Below are 21,609 nucleotides of genomic sequence, written 5' to 3'. Positions count from 1 at the left end.
GACATATTGTCATTCAGTTTTCAATGTTCATTTTGTAAAATCAATCTTTTACATTGTACTATATCGCTTTGATAAAAGTCAACAACTAATTGATATTACTTAATCAATTTTAAAAGCTTTTCATTAACTTTGCAAGGGTTATTTTTACACCAACTTAACAAAGTTATTAATCGCTTTACATCCGCTTTTTAGCGACTTTTATATAATATCAATTTTATGTTTTGAAGTCAACATTTAAATTGAATTATTTTTTATTCGTATGAGTTCTTTTATTCACTCACAAGAAAATATTCTAACACATTTCTTAAAATTTGCAATAGAAAAATCGTATGAAAATATTTTTCACACGATTTAAACACAATTTAGGTATTATCGATTTTATTGTTTTTGGGTGCTTGCTATAACTTTTCTTGCGATTGAATTATATAATTCTCCTAAACGATCATCCGATTGATATATCGAAGGCGAAAAGTCATTGGGATTCCATGTAGGTTGTTCTAATGGAAGTTCAGCAAATAATTGCGTCTCAAGTTCATCAGAAAGCTTTTTTCCTCCTCCTTTTCCAAAAACATACTCTTTTTTACCTGTTTCCTTACTTTCAAAATAGCTCATATTTTCTATAACTCCAAGAATAGTATGTTCTGTATGTTTAGCCATTGCACCTGCTCGAGCCGCTACAAACGCCGCGGTTGGATGCGGTGTAGTTACTATAATTTCCTTACTTGATGGTAACATTGAATGTACATCTAAAGCTACATCTCCTGTGCCAGGTGGTAAATCAAGAAGTAGATAATCAAGTTCTCCCCACTGTACTTCTGTAAAGAAATTTGTAAGCATCTTACCAAGCATTGGACCTCTCCAAATAACCGGTGCATTTTCTTCTACAAAAAATGCCATTGAAATAACTTTTACTCCATGTCTCTCTACAGGTATTATCTCCTTACCATCTATACCCGGTCTTTCATCTATTCCCATCATATCAGGCACACTAAAACCGTATATATCAGCGTCTACTAATCCTACTTTCTTACCTTCTCTTGCTAAAGCTACGGCTAAATTGACAGCCACTGTCGATTTACCAACCCCACCTTTACCTGAAGCTATAGAAATAAATTCAACTGGGTTATTTTGTGATAATAGTTCTTCAATGGTTTTGGGCTTTTCACTACCTTTTCCTATATATCTCTCGACTACTTCGCCAGGAAGTTCTTCAAAACGAATTCCCACAGTATTTGCACCATTTTCTTTTAAGGCTTTGACTATAGCCATTTGAAGATCTAATTGTGGTTGCCCCCCTAATTGCGCCATTGCCACCTTAACGCTCACATGGTTAATATTATCCTTAATAGACACATCAACAATACCTTCAGATTCCTTCAATGTCACATCTATAATCGGATCCTTTAATGCCCCTACAATTTCTTTAACTTGATTTACCGTTAACAAAGTAAATCCCCCTTATTGATTTTTAATTTATCTACATAGCAACTATAGTTGCCTGTTTTTATATCATTCATATTTTTTAGTATAAGACTTTTCCTAATATAAAAAAAGAAGTTAGCCCATTTTTAAAATAGACTAACCTCTAATTATTATACTTTCCTACTATTGTGAGTAGAATGATTAGGCTCCTTTATAAATAATGCTAGAACAAAAGCAATAATCACAAAAACAGTGACTAACGCGAACGATACATCAACTCCCGCAGCAACACTTTGCCGTTGAATCATTTCTTTACTAGCGTGATTACTTGATGATACAACCCATTGAGCACCTATACTCATAAAAGTGACCATTAGAGCAGTTCCTAGAGATCCCGCCATAACACGTCCAAAGTTCATAATTGCCGTTCCGTGGGAAATGTTTTCAGTTTTCAATGCATTTATCCCCGTCGTATTGATAGGCATCATTAATAAAGACACAGCAAACATACGAATCGCATAGATTACAATCAAGTACGTATAGGATGTATCTACTTTAAGAAAGCATAATAGAAATGTACAAGAAATCAATAAGATAAATCCAGTAAATATTAACGGTCTAGGCCCATATTTATCGTAAAACTTCCCAGTAAACACAGACATAATACCATTGATAATCGCGCCAGGCATAATTACTAATCCTGATAGCAACGCAGATAATCCTAAAGCATTTTGAACATACAATGGAATAAGTAATGCAGGTCCTACCATAGATAACATAATAATCATAGAAGTAATTGTTGAAAAACAAAATATTTTGTTATTAAATATTTTCAAATTTAATAATGGATTAGAAATTGTAATTTGTCGTTTAACAAAAATACCAATGATGATTAGACTTATTAAAAGCGAACAAAGGACAATTGGGTTAGAAAAACCTAGGTTACCAGCACTACTGAAAGCATAAAGCATTAATCCAAAACCTAATGTAGAGTATATAACGGATTTTTTATCCAGTTTTGTTTCTTTCGTTGTGTTATAACTTGAAATCGATACAAAACCAAATATAAATGTAACTAATGCTATACCGACAATAACAATAAATGGCACTCTCCAACTTGCATTGTCAATGATTAAACCAGTAAATGTAGGTCCAATTGCAGGTGCAAATTGTATAACTAATCCTGCAAGTCCCATTGCAAATCCACGGTGTTCTTTAGAGAACAATGTAAACAATGTAAATTGCATTAATGGCATGAGTATACCTGCACCGACAGCTTGTATTACCCGTGCAAACATGAGCACGCCAAAATTAGGTGCAATAGCAGCAACGATTGATCCTATCAGAAATGTTCCCATTGCACCTAAATATAGCGGTCTCGTTTTTACTTTATCCATTAAGTAAGCGGTAAGTGGAATCATGACACCATTCACTAACATGAAACCTGTAATCAGCCACTGCGATGTATTCTCATTAATATTTAACTCACGCATAATGTGTGGCAAGGCTGTATTAAGTAATGTTTGATTTAAAATGGCCACGAAAGCGCTAATTAACATTACAGATACGATTAAATTTCGCTTAGTCTTAGATAATTCATAACTGGCCATAAACATATACTCCTTTTTATTCAAATGATAATTTTATATTCAATCAAATTTTATTTACCGATACAAACTTAATGCTCAGAATAATATAGAAATTTCTTGTTATTTTGGATACCATTATAGTGTAATTATTCAAACTTTGTACTGCTTGGTAAAGCATGATATAACTGCAATTTTTAATAGCATTATCAAACATTGCTATTAAATAATTAAATTATTTTCTATCGTTAAGTTCAATTATTCCATATTAAATTCTCTTTTTTTACAAACGCCTTACTTTTTATTATTCAAATTTTTACTTTCAGGATAAAAAACTTCTTTACATACAAATAAAAATCCTATAATAATCATAATTACCCAAAAATGTATATTAACATGTACATAGTGTATGTGAACTATAAAATAAAACATAATTGTAGTAACAATATAGGAGATAAGATGAAAGTTAATACCTTGAAAGTATGGATTTTTTGGAAGATTCTTTTTAAAATAATCCATTAAATGCTCAATTGAAAATAAAGTAAAATAGCCTAAAACGATATAACTACCGTAGTATATTAAATTATCATAAAAGCCTTTATTGTAACTAAAATCGCCTAAGTGTAAATAAATAAGGATGCGACTCAAACCGTACAAACCAAAGCCTAAAAACGTTAAAAAAATGGCTCCGGAAATAATAAATATAGTGAGAACAATAAGTGTTACTAATAAATGATATGATTTATTTTTTAAAAATTTCATCACTTTTGTCCTCCCTTACACTTCGTATATACATATATATTATCATGTAAATAAAAGCATATAAAATTTTAAGTTATACAACATTTCTGCTTCTCATCTCAACTTATTTCTTTTTATTTTCACAAAAAAAGCAAGTAGATATGGTATACGCATTTCTACTTGCTCATAATTAAAAAATCATTCTGTAATGTTTCTAAGATTGAATAGGATTACTCTTAAATAATGTCATCCACATTACAATTAAGCATACTGAAATTATTGATACTAATCCTAATACATTGTGTATATTAGAACCAAATAAACCAACATTTAGTGCATACATATATCCCATAATCGTAGATCCGACAGACGAACCTAAATTTTTTGTCAATGCATAAAACGACATCATCTTTTTCATATTTTTTGGAGAAGTTTCCTCTTGGACAATAACACTATCTTTTGTATAAATATAGCCAAAACTTAAACCTGCAAATATAACCGCAAAAGCAATAAGCAATGGGAGTTTTAAGCCAAACATTATCATCAGACTACAAACTAATAAAACAAAGAATGAGCAAATATATAATGTTTTTCTAGTAAAATGCGCTTCTATTTTAGCTAAATTGAAATTAAGCGTAATCCAAGCAACAGACAACGGGAATATTACAAATCCACTTTGTAAAGGTGATAAACCAAGTTTTTCTTGTAAATATACTGGTATATATAAATTATATCCCATCAATGTTATCGCAATTAGTAAATCCGTTATAAAAACTAGAACTATTGATATGTTAAATTCTTTCGTTGGTAAAAATGGTTGTTCGAAACTATTTTCTACTTTAAATAGCATCCATAAAACAACTAAAGCTAAAATAATTGAGAATATATTAAAAATAATATGATGTTGGTTGAGTAAACCAAACATTAATAAAGCTATAAAGATATAAAAGATAATCAATCCTTTTATATCAAAACGACTCTGTTGTACTTGTGTCTCATCAGGAAAATGAAAAGTCATAAATACAAGTATTATTGCCAATATAGCAATAGGAATATTGATATAGAATAGCCAATGCCATGAAGCGAACTCTAAAATCGCACCACCTAATAATGGACCAATAATACTCGAAATCCCCCAGACACTTCCGACGATACCCATAATTTTATATCTTAACGGAATTTCAAAAGCCAACTTTGGAACTATTTGTGAGAGTGACATCATAACTCCTGCTCCAAAACCTTGTACTATTCGAGAGATAATTAAAAAAGTAAACGTCTGACTTAATCCCGACATTAAACTACCTAAGGCAAACAATGATACCCCTAGAACAGCAATGTTAATAATTTTAAATCTAGACATGAGCTCACCAACGATAGGGTTAGCTATGACTAAAGCAATAAAATATACGGTAAATACTAATGAAACTAGATTACCGGCATTCAAACTATTTTTTATTGTTGGTAATGCTAATGAAATGATTGATGTTTCTATAGCTGCCATAAACATTATTAGTATGAGTGCCATTACAGTAATGATGGACTTAAGATTCATAAAAAAACTCCCTTTTTATTGGATTTAGCTATTGAAACGTAAAATTGACTTTTTAATATGATGGTACTCATACACCATTTGTTTTCAATAAAAAGGAGTGAGATCAGTACATCTCACCCCTTTAAAAAGTCCATAAAGTTAAAATTCCAACGCCACCATGTGTTTATTTAAAGTATAATGATATATCTAAAAATAATACTTATTTTTCTCTCTAAATTAAAAGGATAGAATGTTGCAATTCACATAAAATAAAAAATGCCTATCATATGTAAGAGAGAAGCAAGAACAATAAATATATGCCAAATCATATGAAAATAAGGTTTATTTTTTTGGGCATAAAACCAAGCTCCGATAGTATAAGATAACCCACCAAGAAATATAAAGAAAATAAACCACCATGATGTTCGCATAATAATAATAGGTAAGAATATGATACCTACCCACCCCATCACCAAATAAACAATGAGACTTAATCTATGATTGACTTTAGTTGCTATTGATTTATACAAAATTCCCCATAATGTTGTTCCCCATAATAATATTGTGACAAGCCAACCTAACCAACCACCGACAACACTTAACAAAACAGGTGTATACGTTCCTGAAATAGCCACATAAATCATACTATGGTCAATAATCCTTAATATATATTTATGAGACGTATTATTTTGCATCGAATGATAAATGGTTGATGATATGAACATCATAAAAATACTAATCACATAAATCGACACACTAATTGACTCTAATGTGCCACCATTGTTAAAACTATGCACTGCTGCATATGGAAGAATAAATAATGTAAGTAATGCAGCAGCACCATGTGATGCTGCATTACCAATCTCTTCTCCAAATGTTAAAGGAATGATGTCCTTAAAAGTTTCTACCACAGAATCGTTTTTTCGCTTAGATGATTGAGACATCTATTCCACCACCTTTAGTTAAATCAAATCCATTCGTTTTAAATCTTCTGTAGCTGTATGTACACTATCCTTACCTTCTTTATTTTTTAAAGGTGAAAATTCTTCTTCTCTTGGAACTTGTAGTGTTACAAAGCTTGTACCGTACCTAAATATGTCAAAATAAAATAATTCAAACTTTAATGTAGGACGTTCAACCACACCAAAATTTTCATCTAATTGTTTTAATTGTTTGATTGCCAAATGATATGGTAATTCTCTATCAACAGCACTGGTAATGAAACCTAGTTTAAAAGCATGGATACCTATATTAGCATTGTTAAATTGATTTGCTATGTCTGTATCTAATTCGGAATACTCTAACACAGTGTCTTTACAATCAACATTTACAAGTCGACCTACACTTTCACTATCTTTAGGTTGAATTGTTTTTGATGTGATGTCTTTACTTTGTGTCACTGTAAAACCTGCAAATAACGGATCTAAAACTTTAACTAAGACATTATCAATGTTATTTAAGAAGATATATTTGACGTGATCCTGTTGCATTTTATCAAGGTATCCAGCTTTTTTAAGAGACTTAAATACACCCCCATTACCATTAGGTGTTTCCATAATATGTCCATCTCTATTTAAAACAAGTTTTCCTTCTTCACTTAAAGCAACAATGTTATCTTGCTTAAAGAAATGAATATGATTGGCATCATAATTAAAATATTTATGTTGTTTAAAATACTCTATTGTATCTTTATGATTAATGTCACTTGTCATAATATACCAATTAATTGTGTGGCCAGTTTCTTCTTTTAAACGAATCAATTGACGCGCCTGAAGCTCAAATAAACTCGTACCCTCTATTTCAAAAGAACCTTTAGGCCCTTTATATCCTAAACGCGTACCTTGTCCTCCAGCCATCAATAATACTGCAAATTCACCATTTCGTATTGCCTCATAACCTTTTTGTTCATATGTATGTCGTTGTTCTTCATTGAGTCGTGATTTCACTTCATATTTGACTTCAGATACAGAAGATACATCATCAATAGTTTTTCTATTAACATATAAGTCCTGATATAAATCTTGAATTTCTGCAAGATTTAACTGATTCACTTTTTCATCTAAAGCATTCTTTTCATTACTACTCATTAATTTTTCATATTCATACAAATGCTCTTGGTTATACTTTTCCAATTGATTTTTTTCTAACATGATAACGCTCCTTATGTATACGTAATTTTAATTGTTATTTTTCTCATAATAATCTTATTTGATTAACCAATAATGCATCATAGTATTTAAATATGGTTGAAATAAAGTATATATCGCACCAACACTTAATGCAGTAGCTAGAGATACATCTACTAGTCCCCCAGTTTTAAAATGAATGGGTGATACGATATTAAATGGTAAAGGATAAAATAGTTTAACACCTCTTGGAGTTAATATATCAAGTATAACATGCGAAAACATACCAATAACAATTGCAACCATATAATACATCGGAGTTTGTATGAAGTACAGTAAAAAACTAATTCCTATAATAAATAAAAGTGAATGCGTAAATGTTCTATGACCAAATAAAATTCTGACAAAAAAACTAGTAAGCCTAAATCGTCTTCCTATTTTACTTTGTGTATGACATATATCTGGCAAAATACTTGAAATGACTGAAAGTACAATCACTGATATAGAAGTAAATATATCTGTATGAAAATATTGTGTGGTTATTGCACCGACTAAAAAGCCACATGATGCGTGTGTTTTACCTGTCATGTTTTGTTCTCCTTTATAAGGATATTTTAGCACATTTCGTTTTAAAAAACGAACATACTTTCGCATTCACTTTCAATTAGTATGACATAATTAAAAAAAGTATCACATAAATACTTGAAAACGATTACACAATCATTTATGATAGGTTTATAAATTAATTAAAGGAAGTGTTTTTAATGGCAATGACAGTTAAGAAAAACGATAATGAAGTTCGTATTCAATGGAGAGTAGCAGATATCAAAATTCCAAATAATGAAATTAAAAATGTTACTCAAGATCAAGATATTCATGCCGTACCAGAAGAGAATGGTAAAGAAATATCTCGAATCGGTTCTACTTTCGGAAAAACAAATCGCGTATTAATTGATACTGATCAACACTTATATATTATTTACACTCAAAATGATCAAAAAGTATATAATGAGTTAACAAAATAAATTACAGATTTATATTTTTTAACATAACTTTATAATTAGACTGTCGACATAACTCAATATAATGTCGACAGTTTTTTAATGTGATATTTTCAAAATTGCTAAGCTGAATGATAAATATTATATTAAAGAAAATAGACTAGGAGGTAATATGAATGTTCGTTGTTACAAATAGAATCACTGTAAAAAAAGGATATGCAAAACAAATGGCGCCTAATTTTACTAAAGGAGGACCTATTGAATCTTTAAAGGGCTTTGAAGGTATTGAAGTTTGGCAAATTGATAAAGATGATTATAGCGAAGATATGTATGTAAATAGTTGGTGGGAAACTGAAGAAGATTTTAAAAATTGGGTGAATAGTGATGTATTTAAACAAGCACATAAAAATACTGGTAAATCCGAAAATTCACCAGTCATTAAAAGCGAAATTGTTAAATCAAATGTTTTATCTTCTTTAAACAGAAGATAAATTATGCAAAGGGAGTGGGCTAGAATACGTATATGATTCATTGTCTAATTTTGCATTTATTATTAAAATAAAACAAGTTTGATATATGAGAAATTTTATTTTAACCATTAGTAATATATTGCTGTTGTTTTGATTAGTTCCCCACTCCCACTAAATTAAAAATGAGTATATCTTTTACCCAATAAATAAATGCGCTAATAAAGCAATTATTGGAAGCGTAATGATAGTACGAATTAAAAAAATCATAAATAATTTACTTATATTAACTGGAATTTTAGAACCAAGAATCACGCCGCCCACTTCAGATAAATAAACAAGTTGAGAGATACTCAATGCTCCAATTACAAAACGTGTTACATCATTTTGAACCCCTTCAATAAGAATTGAAGGTAAGAACATATCGGCAAACCCAATTAGAATTGTTTGTGATGCTTCATGTGCTTCTGGAATTTGTAACAATTCTAGTACTGGAACAAATGGTTTTCCTATAATCTCAAAAACAGGTGTGTAGTTAGCGATAATAGTAGCTATTGTTCCTATACTCATAACTACTGGTAAAATTACAAACCACATATCTACAACTGTTTTAAAACCTGAAATTAAAAATTCTTTAAACCCTGGCGATTTAATTCCAACTTCAGTTGCTAAATCAAAACCATATTTTAATGCTGTTTTGCCTTCTGGTAGCTGTTCATTACGGGCCTCTTCACTTACTTCTTTAGCATATTCGTCAGGAATATTTTTAAGTGGCCAAATTCTTGGCATAATCATTGCTGCAATTAAGCATGAAATGACAACTGTTAAATAAAAATAGAAGAATTGATCTTGCATTCTAATTGTTTCGGCAATGACAATCGCGAACGTAATAGATACAACACTAAAGGTTGTGGATATTACAGTTGCTTCTCTTCTTGAGTAATATCCTTCACCATATTGTCTACTAGTAATTAAAACACCAACTGTACCATCACCTATAAATGAAGCTAGATTATCAACTGTCGATCTACCAGGTAAAGTAAACAAAGGTCGCATGATAGGTCTAAAAATGGGGCCAAGTAATTCTAATAGACCATACTCCATTAATAAAGGTAAAAAGATTGCAGCAAATAAAAATACTGCTACAAGAGTAGGTAATAAACTCGAAAATACTAATCCACCTGTATCTTCAGATTTAATCATTTCAGGTCCAATATTTAAAAATGTTAGCCAAGAGAAGAAGACAGCTAATACTCTCAAAACAAGCCATCCTATTTTAACGTTGAAAGCACTGTTCATTAAACCTTGAGGATTTAATTTATTTTTATAAATTGTAGAGCATAATATTGTTAAAATACCTGATACAGTTATGATGGTTACAATTAAAATTGGCATGATACCACCAAGCCAATCTTTTAATAAACCAGCTAAAAAAGCTATTGGAAGAGTCGTTTGATGCTGTCCATCTTGAACAACTGGTATAGGAATTAAAAATAATATAATCCCTAACAACGACATAGTGATAAATTTAATTCTACCTCTAACTATGTCAACTTTTTTATATTCATTCATATATATTCAATCCATTTCTATCTTTTTATATCCATATGTAATTTAAAGTATATCACATTATATATATGCATTATTTTGAATAATTACGTAAAGAACACTATACGCTATTTATTAACTTTTAGCAAATCCATTTTAACTCTTTTTCCATTTAAGCAGTTCTATTCGTATATGATTTATATTTTTTATTTTTTTAATGAGCCATCAAAATGATATTGTAACATCAATAAGAGCCTGTACATTAATTTGTAATGTATCAGGCTCTATAACTAAAAATATAATATTGAAACTATCAAATATACTACATCTTACGTAATAAAAATAAGAAGTAAGGTGCGCCTATAATTGCTATTACAACACCTACAGGAATATCAAGAGGAGGTTGTATACCTCTTGCTAAACCATCACCAAAAGTTAATAATATTGCTCCTACCAAACCTGACATGATTATAACATGTATATTTTTATGACCGACAAGTTGACGTGCAATATGAGGTGCTATAAGACCTAAAAAACTAATACCTCCTACTACTGCAATGGACGCGCCTGCTAACATTACTGCTAATACAAGTAAAGTCATTTTTAAGATTTTTACACGTGCTCCTAGTGCAATGGCTACATGATCACCTAAATTTAAAATATCAAGTTGATACCCTAATAACAATACTATAGGTACAGTGATAATAAACCATGGTAATAAACTATAAAAACTGGCTATATTATGACCATATAAACTACCAGTTAACCATAATAGCGCATTATTTGCATCAAGAGGATTACGTATAAGCAGGAATTGGACAATGGCCGTACAAATTGCACCTATAGCTAAACCTATCAATGCTAATTTTGATCCCTTTACATCAAATTTAGAAATAAGAACTGAAAGAATAATACTTATTGTCAAAGCACCGATAAATGAACCTAAAGGAAGAACAAATAGAGGTGCCGATGGAAATATCATTATGATTATTACTGCTGCTAAACTTGCCCCTTTTGTTATTCCAATAACATCGGGTGAGGCAAGTGGATTTCTTATAACCCCTTGTATCACCGAGCCAGAAATAGCTAAACTACTGCCTATAAGTATTCCTAAAAGTGTTCTAGGAATTCGATATTCATTTAAAATAAAGTCATTGTGTAAGAAGAAGCCTGTAACTGCATGAATAGGATTAATCATTACTGATCCTATACAAAGACTAAAGATTGTACTAAAAATTAATAACAGTAAGACAATGGTATAGCGCATCTTCAGGTTTTGTTTAATCATATGCGATTCACCCCTCTAACAGTTATGAATAAGAAGTAAAAAGCACCAACAAATGATGTAACAATACCTACTGGCGATTCGAATGGATAAGTAATTAAGCGACACAATACATCAGAAATCAGTAATAAAGTAGCGCCGAATATAAATGTTAAAGGTATCATCAATATATAGTTTTTATTTATATATCTTTTCACTATGTGTGGAACTATCAAACCAACAAATCCTATAGGACCAGCAATAGAAACAGAAACACCAGCAAGAACAACGACCAATATTCCAACAATCATTCTGACGATTTCTGTTCTTTGTCCTAATCCTCTGGCAATATCATCACCTAACTCTAATATAGTTAATTGTCTTCCCATAAATATGGTCACAAAAATAGCAAGGAGTAAAAATGGTAAGATAAATATAATCTGTTGCCATTTTATACCGGCTAATGAACCAACTAACCAGAACATCACTGTATCATTAGAATCTTCATTTAGAATAATTATACCTTGAGTCATACTACTAAAGAACAGATGAATAGCCATACCTGCAAGTGCTAGTTTAATCGGTGTAAGCGACTTAGTAGAGCCAGACAATGTATAGACAGTAAAACCTCCTAGGAAGGCACCAATTATCGCTAAAATTGTAGAGTAAGAGCCTAGAGACGGTATAAGTACAGTTATAAGAACAATAACGAAGGAAGCGCCTGCATTCACACCAAAAATCTGTGGTGAAGCCAAAGGGTTTTTGGTAATTGCCTGCATCAATAAACCTGCAATTGCTAAAGCGCCACCAATAATTAAACCAGCCAGCATTCTTGGCATACGTACATTGTGTATTAAGAAAGTTGCTTTTGTATTCGTGTGTCCAGTGACATAACTTAAAATATCATTCAATTGTATTTTTGAAGAACCAATCGCTAAATTCAAATATACTGAAATAAAAAGAAGGCACACACCCACAATAAAAGTGAGTGTAGTGCGCTTTTTCTTTTTTTGTTCAATAGCGGATTGACTATCTTTATTTACTATAGTCATTGTTTTCCACCTTACTTATTATCTTTGTTACTATCTTTCTTTGATAATTCAACAAGTTCTTTTGCCATTTCTTCTGAAGAAATTAAACCACGTGATCTTGCCCATAAGTCACGGTCTAAAATATCAACACGTTGATTTTTCACAGCATTTAATTTCTTCCATACAGGATCTTTTTCTAGTTCTTTTAGTGAAGGTTCGTTAGAACTTGCCTTGTTTGTCATTATGAACATACGCTCAGGATTCACTTGAGATAAAGTTTCAGTGTTCATTTGTAAGTAAGGTCCTTTAAGATACTTACTTAAACCTTTAGTAACATCATCACTTAATGCTTCTTTAAAACCTAGTTGACTTAGGAATTGACCAACATAAGAGTTGCTTGGGTGAGCAAGCAAACCTGATTTAGCAGCTACTGCAGGCAATACCTTTAAATTTTTATCCATAGTTATTTCTTTTTTATATTCTTCAATTTTCTTATCGTGTTCTTCTAAGCGTTTTTTACCTTCTTCTTCTTTACCTAAAGCCTTTGAAATTGTTTTAAAAGCATCAATATTTTCATTATAATCTCCATCGAAACTTTTCAGTTCAATCGTAGGAGCAATTTTATTTAAGTCTTTATAAATACCTTTGTGTCTATTATTATCAGCAATAATTAAATCTGGTTTGAGTTTACTGATTTCTTCTAAGTTAGGTTGTTTACGTGTTCCTACAGAAGTGTATTTTCCAATTTTGTCTCTTAATGGTTTAATAATACGATTTTTTTTGTTATCGTCCGCTATCCCAACAGGTTTAACATCTAAAGCAACTAACGCATCAACAAATGAATACTCAAGAACAACAACACGTTTAGGGTGTTTAGGTACTTTCGTAGTACCTTCTTCGTGCTTGATTTCAACTCCATCTTTTGATGACTCTTTACTTGAGTTACTTGAATTATTATTTCCACATGCTGCAGTTGCAATTAAAACAAACAATAAGCCAATTACACTTAAAATTTTTAAACCTCTCACTGTTTCCACTCCTTAATATGTATATGCTTACATTATTAGTTTATTGATAACGATTCTCAATGTCAATAACTTATTTTATTATTTTCATAATTAATCCAACGCTGAACAAATGATGTTTATATAAAAATGCTAATTTTAATAAGTAATGCCTATCAAAATTTAATTTGGAACGGTGCGTTGATTTAAAGGTAAATAAACACTTTTAGCAGTGGGAATATATGGGCATATCAAAGTTTTGAACAAGGGATTCTATTTTTGAATCACTACTATATAACTTAGTTAAATTTTTCATATACATGCTCTGAGACAGCGCTTCATAATTCAAGCTAAATTGAAGTTTATCTCCGATCTGATAATGGTCTTGGTTATTTAAATCAATCATTAAATGGTCACTTGATGCACCTAATATTCTTATATCATCACCAAGAGGTTTTATCCCCTCGATAAAAGTATCTAAATAACCGATATCAACTATGGCTTGTAAATAAGATTGATTATTTTTTTGATATAGGCGTGGTTTTATTTCTATAATTTCTGCTTCTAATACTATCGCATTTTGATATAAGCTATTAATTGAATGATTTGTCGTCGTATCTATACCCCTTAATAATGCTTCCCCTATACGAAGATCATTGATTTTATCTAAATGATTGTACAGTGTTTGAGGTAACATACTCGAATTTCCACCTGAAATAATTCTAAACTTAAAATGAGTTTCACTTTCTACATCATGTATAAATTTGTTTATCATACGAACATCTTTTTCATTGGGTGCTTCTGATTTAAAGCACATAAAATTAAATGCCAAGCCAACAAGTTGTATGTGAGATAATTTAAGTATTTCTTGTACATAGCGTACCACATCATAGGTCAAGACCCCTTCTCTACCATCTTTCCAGTCAACCATTAGCATGATTTGATGTTTAATATCAAGAGATTTTGCTAACGTATTAAGTTTTTTGATTGTGGTTAATTCAGTTTGGATACTCATTTCTACTCTTGAAATCATCTTTTCCAAATCTGCTTCAACAGTAGGTCGTAACAATGTAAATGTAATGCCTAAATCTTTGAGTTGTTCAATATTATCTAGTCTTGATTCAGCAAAATGTGTAATTCCTAAAGACTTAATACTTGATACAATATGTTTATCCCCTGCGACACATTTAATTACTGGTGTGAAATGAATTTGTTTACATTCTAATAACGATTGAAGTACTTTGGCATTATATTTAATTTTAGATAAATTGACACGAACATTTGCCATGTACTACACCTCTTTTTTTATTGGATTATCTAACTTGGTATTTAAATATTTTTTCACTTTATTTTCCATTCTCATACTTAATAAAGCTTTGACTGTGATAGTTGATCCAAACAATAATTTTTTCAATTTTTCAGCATGTGGCTTGTCATTATCGATTGCCATTTCGATTTCTTCACGCACAATCTCAAATAATTCTTCTTCTATTACTTCATCATACTGATTAAAATGATGAATCAATTCTGCTAGCTGATTTTGAATCACTGCATGTTGAAATTTAGCAATAACCTCCTCAATATTATCTGCAATAAGACTTTCATTTGTAACATCTATTTGAGGAACTTTCTGTTTAAGTGTATTTAAATCTATACGAGAACCACCTAAATCACGTACAATGAATTTCATTTTATAATTAGGTCCAAGATTAACAATCGTATTTTGCATATGCGTTTCAAGTGCTATGCCATAATTTTGAATATACGCAATAAGTGGTGTAACTAAGGTTTGTGTATAAATTGCTATAAAATGCTTAATATGATCAAGTGTGATTTCGTTTTCTATCCATTTTAAATAACTATCTACAACTGCATGATTATCAATTGGATTAGGATTAACTAAACTAGCTGTTACAATTGTGCACCCATAATCATATATCGTTGGTTTTTGACGTATAATAAGCGCTAATTGTTTTGATAAATCAGATACCGTGTGAGCATAAGCTCCAAAAGGTTCCATCGCAACTTGAAGTTCTGGAAATTCCTGAAGCAATCCTTGTAATGCATGACTTAACTTAGGACCATCTACAGTTGTAACTGATGAAACTGTTCTAATAGCACTTGTAGCTTGAACATTTACTGGCAATTTTACATGATATGGTTTATGAATTAAATCCATTGTTCTAAATGATAAAGTAGCTTTAGACTCAATAGTAAATGGCGTAGGTAGTAAGATTTTCTTGGCTATCCATTCTTCAAATTGTTCGCCGATAATATAATCATATTGCCAAGGATGTATCAACATTACTCTGTAATTGTTAAGATTTAATCGAAGTGGCTCGAGGTAGCATTTTAAACGATCTCGATATTCAGGAATAACTTGATTTAGAATAAAATTTTGATCACCATTTATTGCTGTTGTTACTACATGATTTTTTTCAATAAGCATAATATTTAATGGAATAACTTTTTCAAATTCCGGTGCATATAGCTTTAGTTCATTAGTACTAAGAGGCAATTTAGTTTTTGTTAAAGGATGTGTGGGATGCCCTTCTATCACAAGGCTTTCCGAGTAACTTAAATCATCTGTCATACCACTATCTTGTAAATGTTGCAGCCAAGCTATAAAATTTATAGAATCGGGCAATTTACTAAATTTCATACTCTGATGAATGAGTGTTTGTCTATTATAAAAATGTTTATACGTTTCATACAAACTATCCCTACTATGAATTAATTCATCGTATAATCGTTTTGAAATGTTGATATGAAATATTTCCGTTAGTATTTGAAGAAGTTCTTCTAAACTTTCAACTGATTGAGACAATTTTTTATTTTTCAATACTATGTCACCAGAAAAAACATATCTTTTTAAGGCACTTTTTCGAGCTACTTTTAACGATAAAAGGTGCTCATTGAGAAAAATTTCAACTTTATGAGTACCTTCTTTAATACACATACCTTCAGAAACAATATGTTCCTTAATCATTGCGTTAATCGTTCGATATTGGATGTTTTTGTCAGCTAAAAGCCATTCCTTATGATTCATTATTGCTCTCCTCCATATTCGAAATACGTTGTATGATATAAAAAATGATTGAAATACTAATAGTGCTAATTCCCATAATAGTAAATGTAGTTAAAATACCGAACATATCCGCGAAAAAGCTCATTATTAAACTACCTAACGGAATCATACCTCGATCCATCATTACAATACTTAATACTTTCCCTCTATCACAGTCCTTTACACTATGTTGAAAATAAACTCTATTAGTTGTTCTAGCCCATTGACTAAACAAACCTATTAACGTAATACATATAAACATGACTACTAAATGATGTATGATAATACCTAGTAAAGCCATACCAAACAATATTGAACTGAGATAATACATTTTTACTGTACTTAAGTGTTTTAAAATTGATGGTAAGACTATCGTTGCAACTATTCCTCCAATCGCACAAAAAGTCATAGCTATACCAAACACTTGCGATTGACCAGGAAAAATATGGTTTGTCAATACTGGTAAAACTGTAGTATAAGAAAAGCCTGTTGCCATAATAATAATAGAGGTAATGAATATCTGACTACCTTCTAAATTACTCTTAAAATAATTTAGTACAACTTTAAGTGGTAGTGCTTTTTCTTCTTTTTGACTTACTATGACTTCAAAATGAACAGGTATACATAAAACTGCCGCGATAAAATAGCACACTGCTTGAGCTAAAAATGTAGTGGGTGTATGATATACAGCTATTAAGCCACCCGCTATTGCGGGTCCTATTGATCGACATATATTAATAATGAACGAATGAAAAGAAACTGCTTGAGTTGTAGAAATTTTACTAGATAAATCAGGTAAAACTGCTTGTCTCACCGGAGTTTCTACAGCACTTAGTATCCCCCTAAATGTTGCATATAAAAGTATGATGAAAATCGGTATAGTGTTAAGACTATATGTAAGTAAACACAATAATGCTGTAATGATGAATGATGAACTAATAGTGATACGTAACAGGAGACCTTTGTCATATTTATCAGCTATGGATCCTGCCCAAACACTTAATAGTAAAATAGGTATAAGACGACAGAAATTAACTAAGCCTAAATATACAGCATTATGATATGTTGTGAGTACGAACCAATTTAACCCCACTTGACCAATCCAATTTCCTAAAAATAACAGAAAAGAACTGGAAAAGAAATATTTTGCCATCAAATTCCACCTGTCTTTTTCGTTGATAATAATTATCATTATCATTAATATGGATTATACAAATGTTATTTATTTTTGTAAAATATTTTTAAGAGGTGAATTATGAATTTCAATCAATTTATAAATAAACAAAATATAATAATGACTGAAGATGAGCATAATGTACATGACTTTCTTAAACATCATGATTCTAAGTGGTCTTCTAATTATATTAATCATTTATTAGATGGACGTGATAAAATAAGTCAACGTTTAATTACATCTTTACATAGGGAGAATTTAGTAAAAAGTCGCGATCATAGTCGTGTACTTAATCGACGTCATTTTGCTGGTTACGGAGTTAATGTTATTGCCATTTTAGAAATCTATTTTCCAACATCAAATATTTATTTGTATGCTCCAATAACTGGAATGCATGCATTCGATCGCCTTGATGTCGAAGGACCATTTTATTTTAAAAATCTAAGTAAAGAAGATGATTTTGAACGTGTACTACATCCTAATCAAATACTAGATTGGATATTAATTGAAGATGAAAACTTAAATAACGAGGCTAGCGTACAATTTAGAAATGATTTAAATAATAGTGCAGCTAATATGACTTTTGCTTTAAGTTTCCAACACCATACGATGCGTAATGAAAGAGCGCCATTATATCACCTTATTAAAAATGCAAATGATAGTTACTTGCGTTCTGAACAATCTGTCATCGAAGGCCATCCTCTTCATCCTGGTGCTAAGTTAAGAAAAGGAATGAATGCTAAGGAAAACTTTATGTATTCATCAGAATTTGGTAATGTTATTCATCTAAAAGCCGTGTTTATTCATAAAAGTATAAGTCGTATTCAATCATTGAATGTAGATTACAATGATGCCGTAAAGCAAATGTTTCCTGACTTAATTAAAACCTTAGAAAAAGAATTTGGCGAAGATTTTAATTTACAAAATTATCATTTGATGATGGTTCACCCTTGGCAAGTAAAACATATTTTACAAAGTGATTATCAGGATGAACTAAACGAAAAGTTAATATTGATAAGTAATCATTCAGTACCATACTATGCTGGTCTATCATTTAGAACGTTAGTACCTAAACAACCTGATTTATCCCCGCATATCAAATTATCGACGAATGTGCATATAACTGGTGAGATTCGAACATTGTCTGAACAAACGACCTATAATGGACCATTAGTGACGCAAATTTTAAGGGAGATTATGTCAAAAGATGAAGATTTTTCACGTTATCAATCTACTTATATCGATGAAAATGCAGGGATTCATTTTTATAATCGAAACGACAATGAGACAATTCAAACAGATCGAAGTGAACAATTAGGGACTTTGTTTAGAAATAATTTATATCAGTTTATATCTAATGAAACAGTGCCAGTAATTCCATCAAGTTTGGTTGCGACATATCCTTATAATACCGAAGCACCAATTTGTACTTTAATCAAAACTTATCAAAATACACATCAATATAAAAATTTTGAAGAAGCAGCGAAACAATGGATTAAAGATTATAGCAAAGCTCTTCTTGGCTTAGTTATCCCGCTTTATTCAAAATACGGAATTTCGCTAGAGGCACATTTACAAAATTCAGTGGCTACCTTTAATAAAGATGGCTCACTTAACATGATTTATATAAGGGACTTTGAAGGATTACGTATTGATAAAGAACAATTAAATAATGCTGGATTTACTACTCAACATTTCCATGAAAAATCTAGAATCCTTACAACTTCTAAAACATCAGTATTTAATAAAATGTTCTATTCAACAGTTCAAAATCATTTAGGTGAACTCGTTATTACAATAGCTAAATATTCTGATAGTAAAGTCCTTGAACAAGAAATATGGCAAATTATTGCACAAACAGTAGAAGACATTTTTAATCACATGACTCACATTTCAAAACAACATCTCAACAACATCAAGCGCACTATTTTCGCATCCGAAATCGATTACAAGTGTGTCACAACAATGCGTTTAGAGAATCAAGCACATGAATATACGTATATTAAAGTGAATAATCCACTTCATAGAAAGAATGATTTATAAAATCAAAAAGCACTTGAGCATGATGCTCAAGTGCTTTTTTGGTATACATCAAGAGATTGATTATTTTAAACCTTCTCTTTCATTGTTTTCTTTGTTATCTTTTTCGTTTTTTTGTTGCCATTCTTTTTTTGTCATTACGTCGTCAACTTGCATGTTAACTTCAACAACTTCTAAACCAGTAATATATTTTACTTGTTCTTTAACTAAGTCTGTCACTTTACGGAAAATTTTAGGTGCAGATTCACCATATTCTAAAATAACTTTTAAATCTACAGCAGCTTGTTTTTCTCCGACTTCTACAGATACGCCTGTAGTTACATTGTTACCGCTTGAGAAAGCGTTAGTAAAGCTGTCTGTGAAGCCACCTTTCATGTCTAAAATTCCTTTAACTTCACGTGCTGCAATACCAGCAATTTTTTCAACTACTTCATCTGAGAAAGTTAATTTGTTTTCAAATTGAGGTTGATTATTTTGAGCTTGTTGTTGCTCTTTTCTTTCTTGTTCATTAACACCTGTTTGATTATCATATGCTTGTTTAGCTTTATTGTTATCTACTGCCATAATACATTCTCCTTTATTTTTAAATTAGTTTTATCCATAAATTAATTGATTAGAAACTTCTTAATATCTGAGTCTAACTCCATCTATTTAGGAAGTTTAAGAAATCTTGAGTACGGTCTTTAATATACCCGATACCGATTCCTATTAAACATAAGACTATAATTAAAATTGTCTTCCAGAATCCAAGAGTTAGGAATAATATAGCTATAATTAAAAATGCTAAAAATCCAATAATACGCCATTTAAACGATTTTAAAATATTTATAAATTGTTGAGTAGCGTCTTGTCCGTTTTGATTGTTATTATCAGCCATGGTATCCCTCCCTTACAATACGCGTGGACCAGATGTTTTCTGATCACGTACGTTAACTTCTAATTTTCTTACAGGAATTTCAGTAAAGTGTTCAACATTACTTTTGATATCAGCACGGATACTCTCTGTTAAACTCTTAACTTGAACATGGTTTGGTACGAAGAAATCTGTTTTGATGTCAATGAATGATTTATTCTTTTTGTTATAGAGCTTACTTACAACGTTTGGTTGTCTAACTTGATCATATTTAGCGATTGTATCGTAAATTGTTTTTTCAACAGCTTTACGTGATACGTAAATATGTCCATCATCAAAGTCTTTATAAAGTCCAGGTTTGCGATGCGTAGGTTTAAAAATACTAAGTACTAATATAAGTCCTATTAATATAAGTAATCCTGCAAGCCCAATCAATAGTGGTTGGAACCAATTAAATTGTAAGAAGTAGTCTTGATAACTTTGAATGCGACTATCATCTATATACATAAATAATAGGAAGCCAACTATAGCCACAATGAGTAAGCCGAGAATAAAATTCTTAAGTCTTTTCACCTCGCACGTCACCTCCTTAGCAAAAGTTAATTTTAGATTATACATCAATTAGGTACCCTATAAATATTTTTTAAAACATTAATAATTCAAATTGATATCTAATTTAAAATATATTTAAAGAAGTACATCTTACAATCGTTATTCCCTATTTTTTTAAAAGAAAACCAGGATTAAGCAAATT

The 21,609-nt window shown here is 30.7% G+C and carries 20 protein-coding genes; 3 read left to right on the top strand and 17 right to left on the bottom strand.

Annotated elements, in window-relative coordinates; all coding sequences use genetic code 11:
- Positions 1–378: 378 nt before the first annotated feature.
- The 7 genes from HMPREF2897_RS04205 to HMPREF2897_RS04175 form a co-directional block, all read right to left on the bottom strand.
- The gene (locus HMPREF2897_RS04205) at positions 379–1,446 is read right to left on the bottom strand and encodes an Mrp/NBP35 family ATP-binding protein (RefSeq protein WP_070592727.1); all 1,068 of its coding nucleotides are present in this window, start codon (positions 1,444–1,446) and stop codon (positions 379–381) included.
- A 146-nt stretch (positions 1,447–1,592) separates the two neighbouring features.
- Entirely contained in the window at positions 1,593–3,032 is a 1,440-nt protein-coding gene (locus tag HMPREF2897_RS04200; protein ID WP_002458404.1) for an MDR family MFS transporter, read from the bottom strand.
- A 270-nt stretch (positions 3,033–3,302) separates the two neighbouring features.
- Complete coding sequence (locus HMPREF2897_RS04195; protein WP_002458403.1) at positions 3,303–3,770, bottom strand: SepA family multidrug efflux transporter; 468 nt, start codon at positions 3,768–3,770, stop codon at positions 3,303–3,305.
- Positions 3,771–3,963: 193 nt separating this feature from the next.
- A complete protein-coding gene (gene sdrM, locus HMPREF2897_RS04190) occupies positions 3,964–5,301 on the bottom strand; it encodes a multidrug efflux MFS transporter SdrM (RefSeq protein WP_070592726.1) in 1,338 nt (445 codons plus the stop codon).
- Positions 5,302–5,540: 239 nt separating this feature from the next.
- Positions 5,541–6,224: a PAQR family membrane homeostasis protein TrhA gene (locus HMPREF2897_RS04185; protein WP_002447365.1), complete on the bottom strand. Its 684-nt coding sequence runs from the start codon at positions 6,222–6,224 to the stop codon at positions 5,541–5,543.
- An 18-nt stretch (positions 6,225–6,242) separates the two neighbouring features.
- Positions 6,243–7,430, bottom strand: coding sequence for a UTP--glucose-1-phosphate uridylyltransferase (locus HMPREF2897_RS04180; protein WP_070592725.1), 1,188 nt, complete (start codon positions 7,428–7,430; stop codon positions 6,243–6,245).
- A 54-nt stretch (positions 7,431–7,484) separates the two neighbouring features.
- Positions 7,485–7,994 (bottom strand): metal-dependent hydrolase, encoded by a 510-nt coding sequence (locus tag HMPREF2897_RS04175; protein ID WP_002475741.1) that lies wholly within the window; start codon positions 7,992–7,994, stop codon positions 7,485–7,487.
- 176 nt (positions 7,995–8,170) lie between these two features.
- Here HMPREF2897_RS04175 and HMPREF2897_RS04170 point away from each other — a divergent pair, with 176 nt between their 5' ends.
- A complete protein-coding gene (locus HMPREF2897_RS04170) occupies positions 8,171–8,431 on the top strand; it encodes a SunI/YnzG family protein (protein ID WP_001829752.1) in 261 nt (86 codons plus the stop codon).
- Positions 8,432–8,583: 152 nt separating this feature from the next.
- Entirely contained in the window at positions 8,584–8,898 is a 315-nt protein-coding gene (locus HMPREF2897_RS04165; RefSeq protein ID WP_002475742.1) for a heme oxygenase, read from the top strand.
- A 174-nt stretch (positions 8,899–9,072) separates the two neighbouring features.
- Here the strand turns inward: HMPREF2897_RS04165 and HMPREF2897_RS04160 are convergent, their stop codons facing one another.
- The 7 genes from HMPREF2897_RS04160 to HMPREF2897_RS04130 all read right to left on the bottom strand — a co-directional run bounded on the left by HMPREF2897_RS04160 (position 9,073) and on the right by HMPREF2897_RS04130 (position 17,941).
- A complete protein-coding gene (locus HMPREF2897_RS04160) occupies positions 9,073–10,446 on the bottom strand; it encodes a YjiH family protein (RefSeq protein ID WP_002496346.1) in 1,374 nt (457 codons plus the stop codon).
- A gap of 298 nt (positions 10,447–10,744) precedes the next feature.
- Positions 10,745–11,710 carry a FecCD family ABC transporter permease gene (locus HMPREF2897_RS04155; protein ID WP_002447360.1) on the bottom strand — a complete coding sequence of 322 codons (966 nt, stop codon included), beginning with the start codon at positions 11,708–11,710 and terminating at the stop codon, positions 10,745–10,747.
- Entirely contained in the window at positions 11,707–12,738 is a 1,032-nt protein-coding gene (locus HMPREF2897_RS04150) for a FecCD family ABC transporter permease (RefSeq protein ID WP_002476067.1), read from the bottom strand. The genes HMPREF2897_RS04155 and HMPREF2897_RS04150 overlap by 4 nt, the downstream gene beginning before the upstream one ends.
- A gap of 11 nt (positions 12,739–12,749) precedes the next feature.
- Positions 12,750–13,745 carry an ABC transporter substrate-binding protein gene (locus HMPREF2897_RS04145; protein WP_002476062.1) on the bottom strand — a complete coding sequence of 332 codons (996 nt, stop codon included), beginning with the start codon at positions 13,743–13,745 and terminating at the stop codon, positions 12,750–12,752.
- Positions 13,746–13,947: 202 nt separating this feature from the next.
- A complete protein-coding gene (locus HMPREF2897_RS04140) occupies positions 13,948–15,009 on the bottom strand; it encodes an alanine/ornithine racemase family PLP-dependent enzyme (protein ID WP_002458398.1) in 1,062 nt (353 codons plus the stop codon).
- Positions 15,010–15,012: 3 nt separating this feature from the next.
- Entirely contained in the window at positions 15,013–16,770 is a 1,758-nt protein-coding gene (locus HMPREF2897_RS04135) for an IucA/IucC family protein (RefSeq protein WP_070592720.1), read from the bottom strand.
- Entirely contained in the window at positions 16,760–17,941 is a 1,182-nt protein-coding gene (locus HMPREF2897_RS04130; protein ID WP_002486632.1) for an MFS transporter, read from the bottom strand. The genes HMPREF2897_RS04135 and HMPREF2897_RS04130 overlap by 11 nt, the downstream gene beginning before the upstream one ends.
- Positions 17,942–18,043: 102 nt before the next feature.
- Between HMPREF2897_RS04130 and HMPREF2897_RS04125 the strand changes: the two genes are divergently transcribed.
- Complete coding sequence (locus HMPREF2897_RS04125; protein ID WP_070592718.1) at positions 18,044–20,005, top strand: IucA/IucC family protein; 1,962 nt, start codon at positions 18,044–18,046, stop codon at positions 20,003–20,005.
- A gap of 60 nt (positions 20,006–20,065) precedes the next feature.
- On the opposite strand, the gene HMPREF2897_RS04120 is transcribed toward HMPREF2897_RS04125, so the two are convergent.
- The 3 genes from HMPREF2897_RS04120 to amaP form a co-directional block, all read right to left on the bottom strand.
- Positions 20,066–20,566, bottom strand: a complete 501-nt coding sequence (locus HMPREF2897_RS04120; RefSeq protein WP_002447353.1) for an Asp23/Gls24 family envelope stress response protein — start codon at positions 20,564–20,566, stop codon at positions 20,066–20,068.
- A 73-nt stretch (positions 20,567–20,639) separates the two neighbouring features.
- Complete coding sequence (locus HMPREF2897_RS04115) at positions 20,640–20,879, bottom strand: DUF2273 domain-containing protein (protein WP_001829717.1); 240 nt, start codon at positions 20,877–20,879, stop codon at positions 20,640–20,642.
- Between the two features lie 12 nt (positions 20,880–20,891).
- A complete protein-coding gene (amaP, locus tag HMPREF2897_RS04110) occupies positions 20,892–21,428 on the bottom strand; it encodes an alkaline shock response membrane anchor protein AmaP (RefSeq protein WP_002458394.1) in 537 nt (178 codons plus the stop codon).
- Positions 21,429–21,609 lie beyond the last annotated feature (181 nt).

Source organism: Staphylococcus sp. HMSC065D05, assembly GCF_001813195.1.
Taxonomy (GTDB): Bacteria; Bacillota; Bacilli; order Staphylococcales; family Staphylococcaceae; genus Staphylococcus; species Staphylococcus epidermidis.
This window is presented reverse-complemented; position numbering and strand designations above follow the sequence as displayed.

Coding starts and splice junctions, on each gene's coding strand:
- HMPREF2897_RS04155 (WP_002447360.1), bottom strand. CDS start 11,710: ATGATTAAACAAAACCTGAAGATGCGCTATACCATTGTCTTACTGTTA.
- HMPREF2897_RS04140 (WP_002458398.1), bottom strand. CDS start 15,009: ATGGCAAATGTTCGTGTCAATTTATCTAAAATTAAATATAATGCCAAA.
- HMPREF2897_RS04180 (WP_070592725.1), bottom strand. CDS start 7,430: ATGTTAGAAAAAAATCAATTGGAAAAGTATAACCAAGAGCATTTGTAT.
- HMPREF2897_RS04185 (WP_002447365.1), bottom strand. CDS start 6,224: ATGTCTCAATCATCTAAGCGAAAAAACGATTCTGTGGTAGAAACTTTT.
- HMPREF2897_RS04135 (WP_070592720.1), bottom strand. CDS start 16,770: ATGAATCATAAGGAATGGCTTTTAGCTGACAAAAACATCCAATATCGA.
- HMPREF2897_RS04160 (WP_002496346.1), bottom strand. CDS start 10,446: ATGAATGAATATAAAAAAGTTGACATAGTTAGAGGTAGAATTAAATTT.
- HMPREF2897_RS04175 (WP_002475741.1), bottom strand. CDS start 7,994: ATGACAGGTAAAACACACGCATCATGTGGCTTTTTAGTCGGTGCAATA.
- sdrM (WP_070592726.1), bottom strand. CDS start 5,301: ATGAATCTTAAGTCCATCATTACTGTAATGGCACTCATACTAATAATG.
- HMPREF2897_RS04165 (WP_002475742.1), top strand. CDS start 8,584: ATGTTCGTTGTTACAAATAGAATCACTGTAAAAAAAGGATATGCAAAA.
- HMPREF2897_RS04120 (WP_002447353.1), bottom strand. CDS start 20,566: ATGGCAGTAGATAACAATAAAGCTAAACAAGCATATGATAATCAAACA.
- HMPREF2897_RS04195 (WP_002458403.1), bottom strand. CDS start 3,770: ATGAAATTTTTAAAAAATAAATCATATCATTTATTAGTAACACTTATT.
- HMPREF2897_RS04125 (WP_070592718.1), top strand. CDS start 18,044: ATGAATTTCAATCAATTTATAAATAAACAAAATATAATAATGACTGAA.
- HMPREF2897_RS04150 (WP_002476067.1), bottom strand. CDS start 12,738: ATGACTATAGTAAATAAAGATAGTCAATCCGCTATTGAACAAAAAAAG.
- HMPREF2897_RS04115 (WP_001829717.1), bottom strand. CDS start 20,879: ATGGCTGATAATAACAATCAAAACGGACAAGACGCTACTCAACAATTT.
- HMPREF2897_RS04130 (WP_002486632.1), bottom strand. CDS start 17,941: ATGGCAAAATATTTCTTTTCCAGTTCTTTTCTGTTATTTTTAGGAAAT.
- HMPREF2897_RS04170 (WP_001829752.1), top strand. CDS start 8,171: ATGGCAATGACAGTTAAGAAAAACGATAATGAAGTTCGTATTCAATGG.
- HMPREF2897_RS04200 (WP_002458404.1), bottom strand. CDS start 3,032: ATGGCCAGTTATGAATTATCTAAGACTAAGCGAAATTTAATCGTATCT.